Source organism: Adlercreutzia sp., assembly GCF_056795635.1.
The window spans coordinates 87,778-100,692 of sequence record NZ_JBQIIT010000009.1 but is presented as its reverse complement, the minus strand read 5'-3'; the positions used below and the strand labels follow the sequence as shown (position 1 = coordinate 100,692).

General features: G+C 65.3%; 9 protein-coding genes. 4 read left to right on the top strand and 5 right to left on the bottom strand.

The genetic code is table 11. The features are described 5' to 3' along the window. Nucleotides 1-160: 160 nt before the first annotated feature. Nucleotides 161-403, bottom strand: coding sequence for a FitA-like ribbon-helix-helix domain-containing protein (locus ACTOXK_RS07295; protein ID WP_482277296.1), 243 nt, complete (start codon nucleotides 401-403; stop codon nucleotides 161-163). Nucleotides 404-650: 247 nt separating this feature from the next. Here ACTOXK_RS07295 and ACTOXK_RS07290 point away from each other — a divergent pair, with 247 nt between their 5' ends. After that, nucleotides 651-1,931 (top strand): ICP22 family protein, encoded by a 1,281-nt coding sequence (locus ACTOXK_RS07290; RefSeq protein WP_482279227.1) that lies wholly within the window; start codon nucleotides 651-653, stop codon nucleotides 1,929-1,931. Nucleotides 1,932-2,039: 108 nt separating this feature from the next. Here the strand turns inward: ACTOXK_RS07290 and ACTOXK_RS07285 are convergent, their stop codons facing one another. Further along, complete coding sequence (locus ACTOXK_RS07285; RefSeq protein WP_482277298.1) at nucleotides 2,040-3,518, bottom strand: helix-turn-helix domain-containing protein; 1,479 nt, start codon at nucleotides 3,516-3,518, stop codon at nucleotides 2,040-2,042. 278 nt (nucleotides 3,519-3,796) lie between these two features. On the opposite strand from ACTOXK_RS07285, the gene ACTOXK_RS07280 reads away from it, so the two are divergent. Continuing rightward, the gene (locus ACTOXK_RS07280) at nucleotides 3,797-5,704 is read left to right on the top strand and encodes an FAD-binding protein (protein WP_482277299.1); all 1,908 of its coding nucleotides are present in this window, start codon (nucleotides 3,797-3,799) and stop codon (nucleotides 5,702-5,704) included. A 230-nt stretch (nucleotides 5,705-5,934) separates the two neighbouring features. Here the strand turns inward: ACTOXK_RS07280 and ACTOXK_RS07275 are convergent, their stop codons facing one another. Together ACTOXK_RS07275 and ACTOXK_RS07270 are read right to left on the bottom strand one after the other, a co-directional pair. Then, complete coding sequence (locus tag ACTOXK_RS07275) at nucleotides 5,935-6,861, bottom strand: substrate-binding periplasmic protein (RefSeq protein WP_482279226.1); 927 nt, start codon at nucleotides 6,859-6,861, stop codon at nucleotides 5,935-5,937. Nucleotides 6,862-7,130: 269 nt separating this feature from the next. Beyond that, nucleotides 7,131-8,675 carry a helix-turn-helix transcriptional regulator gene (locus tag ACTOXK_RS07270; protein WP_482277301.1) on the bottom strand — a complete coding sequence of 515 codons (1,545 nt, stop codon included), beginning with the start codon at nucleotides 8,673-8,675 and terminating at the stop codon, nucleotides 7,131-7,133. A gap of 280 nt (nucleotides 8,676-8,955) precedes the next feature. Here ACTOXK_RS07270 and ACTOXK_RS07265 point away from each other — a divergent pair, with 280 nt between their 5' ends. Next, nucleotides 8,956-10,599, top strand: a complete 1,644-nt coding sequence (locus ACTOXK_RS07265; protein ID WP_482277302.1) for an FAD-dependent oxidoreductase — start codon at nucleotides 8,956-8,958, stop codon at nucleotides 10,597-10,599. A gap of 384 nt (nucleotides 10,600-10,983) precedes the next feature. Next, entirely contained in the window at nucleotides 10,984-12,297 is a 1,314-nt protein-coding gene (locus ACTOXK_RS07260; RefSeq protein ID WP_482277303.1) for an ATP-binding protein, read from the top strand. Nucleotides 12,298-12,448: 151 nt separating this feature from the next. Here ACTOXK_RS07260 and ACTOXK_RS07255 read toward each other — a convergent pair whose 3' ends face one another. Continuing rightward, nucleotides 12,449-12,760 (bottom strand): hypothetical protein, encoded by a 312-nt coding sequence (locus ACTOXK_RS07255; RefSeq protein WP_482277304.1) that lies wholly within the window; start codon nucleotides 12,758-12,760, stop codon nucleotides 12,449-12,451. Nucleotides 12,761-12,915: the final 155 nt, after the last annotated feature.

The window sequence follows — 12,915 nt, the reverse complement described above, 5'->3', positions numbered from 1 at the left end:
GTTGCCAAAATGCAGTCGTTGCGCTTGCAGATGGCTGCGATCATCAGATCCTCTATGGTGGGCACTTTCCCCTGAGACAACGCCCGCTCATGAAGCTCGGCACAAAGAAAGGCGCTGGGGCGCATCAATTCCGAGGCCACATTGGTATCGACAACATAGTTCATACCCACCCCCGCGTATCAATTTCCCGGGCCGGATGGCGCGGAGGATCTTCAAAATCGATACCGCTGACGGCCTGGGCGGCATTCCTCAGCCGCGTCACCCAGCTTGACGGCTCAGGATGCAGCGACGATTCGAGGATGGCCTTTGCCTCCCCCTGCTGCGTGCGCCCATGACGCGCCGCCCACTCTCGCAGCAGTCGCTTCGTTCCCTCGTTAAGGTCTCGTATGAGCAGATCGGCCACAACAGCACCTCCCTCGCTTAGGTGATAGCAATGATATCGCCTTTCGGTGAAGCAGGGAAGCTGGATACTGCTCGTCGCATCCCAAAGCGCACGAGCCCTCTTACGAAATGTCCGGGAGACAACAGGTTACGGGAGGGTTGGTGACAGGTTCGGCGGGGGCGTGGGCTGCGAGAGGTCGCCTTCTTATACTTGCGATGACCTTTTCAGTGAGGGAGAACCTTTGCTGCACCGAGAATGGGGGCGCACCATGGCCACGTCAATGAGAAAATCCGTCCTCTCCCTGTGGGGATTCCTTCTTGCGGGATGCCTGGCCATCTCTCTGAGCGCCTGCGCAAGCCAGTCGATAGACGACCCCAACCGGAGCCTCGCTTCCACCAATCCAACGGAGGAGGCCGCTCCGAACAACGACGCTGAAGCCGAGGGGGCAGCCACCACGGCCACCATCATGTACTACGAGAACGTCAACTACGACGACGGCGACGTGAAGCCCGACGCCGAGGGCCGCGTGCTCTTGGGGACCTACGAGCTCAAAGATGTGGCCGTCGGACAAACGTTGAACGCCTGGAACTACGTGGTCGACATCCCCGGTTACTTCTTCTGGGACGGCTGGCCGCAGAACCTCACCGTGAGCGAGAACCCCGACGACAACGTGATCAAGCTGTTCTACTTCAAGCTGTGGAACAACGCGTACACCGTGAACTACTACCTCATGGAAAACGCCGATCTGTCGGCCGACAACTGGAAGGACGCCCTGAAGCCCGATGACGTGAAGTTCATCAAGATGGGCTCCGAAACCTTCACCGACCAGCGCTTCGACAAACTCGTGAAGGGCGACGCCTACGAGTACAAGATCGACGGCACCTACGTGGTTGACACCTATCCGACCGAGATCCGCGTGGGCGTGAATCCCGATGACAATGTCATCAACGTGCTATACGTGCCCGATTCCCCGAACATCCCCGACGGCGTGGAAATTCCCGATGACGGGGCGAAGCCCGACGACACGACCACGCCTGATGACGGCACGCCGCCCGATGACGCAACCGCCCCCGACGACAGCATGACCAAGCCCGATGGCGGGGATGCCCCCGATGACGGCACACCGGATCAGGGCGCCGGAAACGATTCCTCCGACAAGCCCGCCGATACCCCGAACGACGATTCCGCCCCTACCCCGGGCAGCGATGCCTCCACCCCACCGAGCCTGCCGAGTGACACCACCTTCGACAAGAACGAGATCGAAGCCGCCGTTCCCAACAAAGACGAGGTGGTCAACGACTTCGTAGCCTCGGGCGATGCCCAGGACAAGGTGGAAATCACCGATGAGATGATCGAGAACCCCGTGAGCAAAGCCGAAGCCGACTACGTGAAGAACGTCTACGAAACCGGGCTGCGCGAAGGCGAGAGCCTTGCTCAAACGGGCGACCGCACGGCCCTCGCCGCAGTGGCGACCGTCGCCGTGGCCGCCGCCGTCGTAGCCGCCATCGCCTTCGCCCTGCACCGTCGCAGCCAGCGCAAGAGCGACTAGGGCCGCGCGCCTAGGTACCCTGGTCGGAACCGCGGAGCTATGCCGCCCAGGCCCAGCGCCCCCTAGCGTGGCCCTGCCCGCAGACCGGCCTCCCCGTCCCGGGCGGCCCTACCGTCCGGGACGGTCGCGGAGGGCCAGGGCGCGGTCCACCAGCTGCTGCTTGGTATGGACGTCCACCTTCCGGTAGATGCTCTTGGCGTGGGACTGCACGGCGCTATCGCTGACGTACATGAGCGCGGCAATCTTCTTGTAGGTATTCCCCTCGAGCAAGAGTCCCAGCACCTCGGCCTCCTTCTCGGTAAGGCCGTAGGCACGGGCCATGGCCCCAGCGAGAACGACCGCCTCCGTTTGACCCGGAGCCGGCGCGAGTTCCACGCGGGGCAGATACCGAATCACCAGGGATGACAGGAACCCGAAGAGGAACACGCCCAGGGAGAACCCGAGCAACAGCGAGAGCACACCCCAGAAGTCGTTGTAGGCCACACCGAGGGCCTCGGCCGCCAACGGCACGATCAAATAGCTGATGAGACTGCTTGCGATGGTGGGCAGCACGAACTTCAGCAGCAGCGAACGCCCCGCAGCGGCAGGGCCTGCGGCTCCCTCCAACACCACGAGCATGAACAAGAGCAGCGAGAAGCAGGACTTGCCCGTCTGTATGAGACCGACGCCGATGGTGAACCAGCTTTGCCGGAACAGCGTGGCGAGGAAGATGCCGCCGAACAGCAACACGACGATCGCCACGATGAGCGTGAACTTGATGCGCTCTACCGACTTCGATGCGGCTATGAGGGCGATGATCGAAAGCGTCGCCACCACATTGAGGGTATCGCGCACGAAGGTGTGGGGCGACGGATCGTAGGAGGCCGTACCTGAGTTGATGAAGCCCGTCGCCACGCTGCTCACGAGGAACATCACCAAAACGAGTCCATAGAGGCTCCGACCGTCAGCCTGGGCCATCCCCGGGACCGCCGCTGTCTCACCGGCCCCATCGGACGCCGCAGCGCGTCCTTTGGGGCCGCCGTTTCCTTCGCGCCAGCAGTACAGCCAAGCTGCGGCCGACAAGAGAGGGGCGCCCACCGGGCGCACGAGGTTGAGCGGATCGGGGGCGTAGGACAGGTAGCCCACGAGGAAGCTCGCTCCGTAGGATGTCGCCGCCACGAGCAGCAGCCGCTTGGGAAACGGACCAAACCACCGCAGCAGCACGGTGCACCAACCCAGGGGCAACGCACCGTAAACGCAAGCCAAGATAACGGCATCGGCGGCAACAAGGGCCGCTTCCCCCGCCGCGGGCACCGCCACCAACAGAAGCCCCAGCACGCTTGCTGCCACGCAGGGCGCCAGAACCAAGGCGGCACTCCCGCGGCCAGCGATGATGCGGCGGCCACGCTCCGACCCCAAGGCCAGCACGCCTCCGCAAGCCACCAGGGCGGATACTGCGAGAAACAGCCAGAGGCAACCGTGGGCCCACGGCTCGGCCACCCGGGACGGCGAGAACAGGAAGCCCACGATGCTGTTGCGCAGCAGCGGCCACCAGAACGCCATACCGAGCGTTGCGACAATGAGAATGTTGCGTTCCTCCTTCTCCATGGGGGTAAGTATAACGCTTCCACGGGCCCTCCTGCACGACCGACGACCCCCGTTTCCCTCTGACCCCATCAGGGAAAAGGCAAATATACATGTTTTATGGGAGGGCCTGGCGAGCATGCGGGGCTTTTATGGGATGCGCATCGGCGCAGGGCGCCCCATCATGGGCGTTGCCCGGGCACCGCGACCGCACCTCCCCCGCCCCGGCCCGGGCCCGCGGCTCTATCCCGCCGATGCGAGACCGCGCCCCATCCGTTCCACCCCTGAAGGAGGGATACCCCATGAACACCAATCTGTCCCGTCGCTCGTTCCTCACCGGCTCGGCCCTTGCCACCTCGGGCCTGCTGGGCGCCGCCCTCATGGCCAGCTGCTCGCCGCAGACACCCGCGGCCGCCACTGGTACCGATGAGGCCTTCGAACACACCGTGGCCTGGGATGCCGAATACGACGTGATCGTCGTCGGCTTCGGCGGCGCCGGAGCGAACAGCGCCATTGCCGCAGCCGATGCTGGAGCCCGCGTACTGCTGCTGGAGAAAGCGCCCCAGGCCGAGGCCGGCGGCAATTCCATCGCCTGTATGCAGCTGTTGTGCTGGTCGGAGAGCCTCGACGATGCCATCGCCTACGTGAAGGCCATGCGCGGCGACTACGAGACCCCCAGCGACGCCATCATCGAGGCCTACTGCGGCGAGATGGTGAAGAACAAGGAGTGGATCGAGTACCTCGGCGCCGAGAGCCCTGCCTTCGTGGAGGGCAAGATCGAATACCCCGAGATGCCCGGTGCCCAGTCCTTCCGCGTGCTCACGGTGCACGAGGGCCGCGGCGACGGTGCGGCTTACAAGCTGTTCCGGGAGGCAGTGGCCGCCCGGTCCGACGCCATCGACGTGTGGTACGAGGCCGCCGGCCAGCACCTTATCCAGGATCCGCTGACACGCATCGTCCACGGCGTGGAGGTGGCCGTGGACGACCGCACAGTGAACGTGCGCGCCAAGAACGGCGTGATCCTGACCTGCGGCGGCTACGAGTCCAACGACGAGATGCTCCAGAGCTTCAACGGCTACCACGGCTGGGAATCGCTGGGCCACGCGCTGCACAACACCGGCGACGGCATCAAGATGGCCATGGAGGTGGGCTGCGACCTGTGGCACATGGGCAACATGCAGACGAACAATTTCGAGTTCGTGGATCCCGACACCCTGGACTGTACCTGGAAGTACGACAGCGACCTGAAGGGCATTCTCGTCGGCGGCAACGGGTGCCGCTTCATCAGCGAGACCGACACCGGCGCCACGAACCACGGGCACCTGAACTACGCCGGCACCTGGCACGTGCCCGTGCTGCCCGAAGTCACCTACGAAGTGCTCGACCAGGCCATCTTCAGTCGCGGACCCCTCTATAAGTCCTGGTCGGCCGACGGCCAGGAGGAAATCGCCAAGGGCTGGATCCTAAAAGCCGACACCCTGGAGGCCCTGGCCGCCGCCATAGGCTTCGATGAGGAGGGCACCCAGAACCTCGTGGCCGAGGTGTCCAAGTGGAATCGCTTCTGCGAAGAGGGCACCGACCTGGCCTTCGGCCGCAAGGGCGACCTGTCCCCCGTCGCCGAGGCCCCCTTCTACGCGGTGAAGCTCACCCATACCCTGGTGAACACCCAGGGCGGTCCCGTGAAGAACGAGCAGGGCCAGATCGTGACCCCGCGCGGCGAGGCCATCCCCCACCTCTATGAGGCCGGCGAGCTCGGCGATATCTGGTCGAATCACTACCAGGGCTCGTGCAACCTGGGCGGCGGCATGATCTTCGGGCGCATTTCCGGGCGCAACGCCGCGGCGGCGAAGGACGACAACCTGCAGGAATCGGTGCTTGAAGACGGCGTCGCCTTCGTGCCCACGACCCTGGCCGCCTTCGGTGAGGCCGTGGACCTGTCCTCCTACGAGGCCGGCGACGGGGAATACCTCGGCGTGGCCGAGGGTAAGAAGGGCCCCATCGTCGTCAAGGTAGCCTTCGACGGCACGACCATCAGCGCCGTGGAGATCCTCGAGCAGAACGAGACGCCCTCTATCGCCACGGACGCCGTGACCACCATGCCCGGCCGCATCGTCGAGGCCAACGGCACGAATGTGGACGTCGCCACCGGCGCCACCCTGACGAGCAAGGCCATCATGGCGGCCGTCGATGACGCAGTGAGCAAAGCCTAACGGCCGGAAAGCCAGCAGCCGAGCGAACCAGTGGAGGCCCCGAGCTGATCGGGGCCTCCACCTTGTGCCGTCGCGGCCAGCGCCGCAACCGCCGCCGTCGCAGCCAGTGCAAGGCCGGTTAGAGGCGCACGGGCAGCTGTCCACCGAGACGCCGGAGCGAGAGGGGCGTCGGCTGGGTGGGCGCGAGAAGGCCGGCGGCTGATTAGGCACGGCGCCCCGCCCGCCGGATCCTATCCGTTTTGGAACACCATATCGCCAGGGCCGTCGGGCATGGCGGTATAGGGGCCGGCATCGCCGCGCTGGGAAGGCTCGCCGAACCAGGTTTCGATCAGCTCGTCGTAGGTGCCATCGGCCTTCAGGGCGGCCAGGGCCTCGTTGATGGCCGTGGCCAACGCCCCGTTGTCCTCGGCTACGACCATCACGAAGCCGTCGCCGGTGGTCACGGTCTCGACGACCGCCAGACGCCCCGGCGCCTTCACCTTGCGGAACCGCTGCACCACGGGCTCGTCCACCACGCAGGCCACCACGTTGCCCGACACCAGCGCCGAGAGCGCATCGTTGGGATCGTCGTAGGTCACCAGCTCGGCCTCGGGCATGGACTCGGCCGTCCAAGCTGCGGCGCTTCCACGACCCTGAACAGCCACCGGCCCCGCCCCGATGGCTTCCACCCCTTCAATGCTGCTATCCGCGCGGACGACAACGGCCAGGTCGAGCGCAAGATAGGAATCGGTCGCCACAACGCCCTCGGGCAGATCGTCGCTCAACCGAATGCTCGAAAGGCCCACGGTCGCCTCATGGGCCGCCACCGACGCCGCCACATCCTCCACAGTGCCCGGCTCTATATCGGGCAGGGCACTTTCATCGTGCACGGGATCGCCGAAGGTCGGGGAAGTGCCCAACTCATCGCCCACCCGGGCCAGCAGGTCGATGGCGAAGCCCTCGGGCTCCATGCCCGTTTTCATCTCAAACGGCACCCCCGTGTAGGTCGACGCCACGACCAAAGCAGGCGCTACGGAATCCCGCCCGCCAACTTCCTCAGGCAACGAACCATCCGGATCTCCCGCACATCCAGCAACCACTACGGTCGCCGCAAGAGCCAACGCCAGCAGCGCCTTCACTCTGTTCGACCCAGAGCACCAGAGAGCACGCTTCACCATCATCCTTCCGACGGGACTACCGACCCCATCTTAGCCAAGGACCCCACCGTCCCCTCATACGATCAGGATGAAACCTCTGGCAAAAGCCAGCGCCCGCGCATCAAGCGAACCCTCACTGCACTGACTGCACGGACATCGCGCCTGTTTGCGAAAATTGCGAAAGTTTGCGAAAGATGCGAAAGAAGCCCGAGAGACCCCGAAGCCATAATAAACCGATCCAGAAACACGCAGACCATTGCGACAACAACATCCGGCAGTGCCCGGCGCTCCTACCCCTCGAACAGGGCGATGACGTCGGCTTTCGAGTTCGCGCCCAACTTGGCGTACAGGTGGCGCACGTGGGTCTTCACCGTGTTCTCGGACAGAAACAGCTCGCCCTCTATCTCGCGGCGCGTCTTACCCTGGGCGATGAGCCCCATGATCTCCGCCTCCCGGGCCGTCAGCCCATGCTCGGCGGACAGGCGATCGCAACGGGTGATGAAGCGCTCGCGAGGGCCGGCCACATGCAGGTTCGTCTCGGGCGCCACCCCCGCTGCGCCCCAGTCACCATTGACGGACTTCTCGCTCGTCCACACGAGCACGCAAGCTCCCACCAACGCAAGGCCCGCCACGGCGAAGGCTGCGACAAAGGCGTCGTTTTCCGTATAGCCGCTCTCCCAGAAGAAGCGCCGGAAGATGACGCCCACCAGAATGGCCGCCTCGCTAGAAGCGCGGGCAATAGCAAAGACCCGCAGGCTCGGCACCTCGAAGCGATAGCAGATGCCCGCCAGCACCAGCAGCACGAAGAACGTGAACCACACGTAGGCGAACTTGACGAGGAAGGCCACCAGGTAGGCCAGGGCACCGTGGGCGGAGGGCACCAGAGCCAGGGCCAGCACCGCCAGAGGCAGGGCCACCTTCGCGAGGAAACGCACGTCCATGCGGTCGCGGCGGGCGAACATCACCCCCAAAATGACCGCGCCCGCCAGCATGGTGGCCAGCACGCGGAACATCGCCCCGACCCCTTCCACCTGCACCAGACCTGACGTGCCCGACAGCAGGCCAGCCACGGCCATAATGGCCACGAGCTTCCATGGCACGGCGTATCGAGCCCGAGGCTGGCCGGCGGGCTCTCCCGGCAGTGCGCGCAGGCTCAGCCAGGCGCAGCCGAGGGACAGGACAGGAAGGGCTGCCGTCGCGAGGATGGCATAGGGCGCTTTCATGGTGCACACGAGGAACGCCGCACCACCAGCGACCAGGCAGGAAAGAGCCCCGTACATGATGGTGCGCGTCATGCCCATCTGGGAGTAGATCTCGGCCCACAGGCAGAACAGCGCCGCCCCGCCGAGGGCCGTTACCACGCCGACCGCGCTCAGGAGCGGCACGGGAACGGCCCCGGGAATGAGAGCAACACCGCCGGCCAACGTTCCCGCACAGGTAAGTCCCACCAGCCCGGCGCACAGGCCGCCATGGCAGCTGAGGCGCCCCACCCGCGGTGCGGCCAGGCCGAGCAGCAAGAGCATGCCCACATCGCCGACGCGCATGGCATAGTCGAACCCGTGGCGGGGCTCCAGGTCGATGCCCGGGCCGGGGAATATGGCCGTGATGTGGGTGCAGCAGAGCCAGGCGATGAGCAGCCCCATGCCGAGGAAGCGCCAGGGGAAGAACCGCGCCGGCATGCCCCCGCGATCATCGCCGGGAGCATCCGGGGCCACCTCGCCCTCTTGCTGCGCTGGGCCGGGCGGCGCCGGCGCCGACGCGGGCCCGGGCAGCCCCTCGGCTGCGGCCTCCACCATGGTACCCGTCACCATCTGCACTGCTTCCCTGGTTCCCACCGTTGGTCATTCCCCTCTTCCGTGGCTTCCCGCGGGGCGAGCCTCCCGCCTTCCCCTTGGAACATAGGCTCATTGTACCAGGGAAAACTCAGGGGTGAGGCGAGGGGTGAGGGGGCAATCACCCGGAATCGGCGGCAACTTCACCCGCGACAAGAAATCGTGGCGGTTCCATGATGGGCTCGGCCGCTGAGAGGGCGGTCGCCCCGCCGCTGAAATGCGGCACCGATTCCGAGAGCCGCCCCCAAGCGGCATCGATTCCAACTCTTGGAGGGAGAGAACCATGAGCAACACCACCGTTTCCCGTCGCAGCTTTCTGACCCTCGGGGGCATCGCCGCCCTGGGCGCCGGCGCGGCCCTGGCCGGCTGCGCTCCGAAGGCCCCGGCGAAGGACTTGGCCGAAACCGGCGCCGAAGAAGCCGGCGCGGCCATGCAGACCGCCGACGAGACCAAGGAATGCGACATCGCCATCGTGGGCGCCGGCGGCGCGGGCATGTGGGCCGCCGTGGAGGCCGTCCGCGCCGGCAAGTCGGTCATCGTCATCGAGAAGGGCGGCGACGTGGGTGTCTCCAACGGATCCATCGCCGGCGGCCCGTTCATGGTGGGCTCGAAGCTCCAGCAGCAGGCCGGCATCGCCTTCTCCATCGAGGAGGCCTTCAACCACATCATGGAGTACTCCCACTGGTCCACGAACGCCGCGGCCGTGAAGCGGGCGCTGGAGCTGTCGGGCAGCACCGTGGACGAGTTCACCGACGAGTTCGGCGTGGCCACGGGCCTGCGCCCCGACAACTACGGCGCCGGCCACGATTCCGTGCGCTGCAACTTCCAGTCAGACCCGAAGGATTCCAAGACCCAGGCCAAGGGCGTGGACCGCATGGGCCCGCTGCAGGCCTTCATCGAGGGCAACGGCGGCGAGTTCCTGTTCAACACCGCCGGCAAGCGCCTCATCATGGAAGACGGCACCTGCACCGGTATCCAGTGCGAGGGCGATAGCATCATCGACGTGAAGGCCAAGGCCGTCATCGTGGCCACGGGCGGCTTCCTCGGCAATCCCGAGATGATGACCGAGCGCTTCGGCACCTTCGTGAACCCGCTCGGCAACCTGCTGTCCGTGGGCGAGGGCATCGAGATGGTGCAGGAGGTGGGCGGCCAGGTGTCCACCCAGTGGGGCATCGCCGGCAACGAGTTCTCCGGTTCCAACCAGAACGCCGACGGCCTGTGGGGCAAGGGCAACGCTGCCTTCTCCATCGGCATCTACGGCACGCTGCTCGTGAACAACCAGGGCCGCCGCTTCAGCAACGAGGGCAAGTTCGCGAATCTGCCCCTGGCCTTGGGCGGCGCCATCTCGCTGGTGGGCGGCCAATACTACGCCGTGGTGGACCAGGCCTACGTGGACGGTCTGGCCGGCGGCACCGACCCCTGGACGCTGTGCGGATCCGATGCCGAAAACTGGCGCACCGGCATGATGACCCTGAAGGACAAGCCCCTGGAGGACGTGCAGGCGAACATCGACGCCGGCGTCGACGCGGGCTGGATCTTCAAGGCCGACACTGTGGAGGCCCTGGCCGAAGCCATCGGCGCCCCCGAGCTGGTGGCGACGCTGGACGAGTACAACGGCTACTGCGCCGCCGGCAAGGACGAGCAGTTCTACAAGCCGGCCTGCTTCCTGCAGCCGGTGGCGGAGGGCCCCTTCTACGCCATGCAGTACGAGCCGAGCGCCTGGGTGACCATCGGCGGCATCCGCACCAACGACCGCCTGCAGGCCATCGACAACGCGGGCATCGCCATCCCGGGCCTGTACGTGGCCGGCGCCGACAACGGCACCCTCATGAGCGCACCCTATTGCGACTACGAGGGCTTCTCTCTCATGTGCGCCTACAGCGGCGGCCGCATGGCCGGCATGTACGCCGCTGAGGCCATCGCCTAGGGAAACGGCCGTCTCGGCGCGGCGCGAGTTCTCCCTCCCCGACCCGCGCCGCCCCGCCGAGGTTCCGCCCCCCTGTAGCCCTCCCCCCGGGGGGAGGGCTACTCTCCCGTTCCAACTCCCTGCGGGCCTACCCTCCCTGGCCCGCACCCCTTTCAAGCGCCGCTCCGCTATCCGGGGCGGCGCTTCGCGTATGAGACCCGTTTCGCAGCCGAAGCCTCTCCCACGCCCTCGGGAAAAGAAGGCATATTTAGGTTGAAAAAAGAAGAGTGAATTGGTTGAAAAAAGGAGAGTGGACAGGTTGAAAAAAGGAGAGTAAACTGGTTGAAAAAAGGAGAGTGAAAGTCCTCTTAATCTCAGTATTTCCTTAGATAACCAGGAGTTTCAATGATAAGCATACCCATTGATCCCCAGCGTGGAAACCTTATCAACATCGGCTATGAGCCACGGGTTCTCGATAGATTCATTTACGAGAATTTGGAAGACTTCGGAGCCGTGTGCATCGAGGGGCCAAAGTACTGCGGAAAGACGTGGACGGCCCGAAGTCTCAGCAACAGCGAGATCTGCCTGCTCGACACCGAAGGCGCCTTCCAAAACCAAGAACTGGCGCGTTTGTCTCCCCACCAGGCGCTCCAAGGCGCCCATCCCCGCCTCATTGACGAGTGGCAAGAGGTGCCCTCGCTGTGGGATGCCGTCCGCAACGCCGTCGACAGAAGCGGCAAGCGGGATACGTTCATCCTCACGGGCTCCGCCGTTCCCCGCAGGGCCAAACCGCATCACAGCGGCGTGGGCCGCATCGAAAAGGTGCGTATGCGACCCATGACGCTCTTCGAGGCGAACCGGTCCTCGGGGGCCATATCGTTGCGGGCCCTCTTCAATGGAGAGAAGCCGGACGGCAGCGCCCTTCCCGTAACCTTAGAGGACCTCTGCGACGCCGTCCTCCGTGGCGGCTGGCCCGCCGTTCAAGCCATGGAGCTGCGCCGGGCATCGCGGCTCGCCCGCAGTTACGTGCGCCAGGTGTCCGAAGACGATCTCTCGCGCGTCGACGACGTGGCCCGCGATCCGCAGAAAATCAGTCGGCTCCTCCATTCGCTCGCCCGCAACGCAGAGCAGGCGACGGCCACCAAAACCATGATTCGCGACATGACCGCCGATGCAACGAGCGAGCCGCTCTCCAAGGAAACGGTTGACGACTACCTTCAAGCTCTTCGGCGCATCTTCGTCATTGAGGAAATCCCCGGCTGGTCCCCGAACCTGCGGTCTTCAATCCGCATCAACAAGCGACCCAAATACCACTACGTCGACCCCTCTCTACCGGCGGCCGTCCTTGGGGCCACCCCGCAGAAGCTCCTCGGCGACCTCAACGCCTTTGGGTTCCTTTTTGAGTGCCTTTGCCTGCGCGACCTGCTGGTATACGCCGAGGCCTCAGAGGCGCAGGTGCGCTACTACCGCGATAACACCGATCTGGAAGTGGACGCGATTATCGAATCCTATGACGGGAAATGGGGCGCCCTCGAAATAAAGCTCGGGCACAGCCAGGCAGACCAGGCCGCTAAAAACCTCCTGCGCCTGAAGGCTAAGATGGAAGCTGCTGGAACCGAGCCTCCGTCGTTCCTTGCCGTGGTAGAGGGGCTGGGCCAGCACGCCTACGTTCGCGACGACGGCGTCTGCGTCATCCCCATTACCAGCTTGGCTCCCTAAGGACGCGGGTGCCCTCGCAGCTGGGAAGAACGTCGACCCCCGCAAGCTGCCGTTTCGCTCCCGGCCCCTCCTACGGCATCCCCATAAGCACAACGAAGAAGCGCGGCCGCTGGGAGGGGTGGTGTCCGCGATCAGGGGAGACCACGCGTCCCTACTCCCCCTTGGAGGTGAGGTGCCAGCCCTCGCAGTAGGGGCAGCGGTACACGTGCAGGGGCGGGGCACCGTGCTCGGCGCATTCGGCAGCGGTGGCTTCTGCCTCATAGCGGCTGGCGTAGCGGTTCTTGCGCTCGCAGGCCTTCTTGCGGCGCGCGGCCTCGCGGGCCTCATCGCGCGCCGTCCGGGCCGCCGACTCGCGGGCGAAGGGGTCGCGGCCACCGTCGGCAAACAAATCGTCCCGACCGCCGAGAGAGGCGGCGAACTCCGCCTTCTGCTTCTGCCACGCCGACCGCTTCTTGCTGCCCATGGGTTGCCCTCTTCCGCCTGTTCCGCCGATGCCCTGCAATTCCTCCCACGCATCATAGGGCACAACGGCGGCGCCCAGCCGTAAACGCGGACATTCTCGCGACAATCACCTTACTACCGCGTAGCCGCTTTTCGCGGGGCTCGCCAGCCACGAGA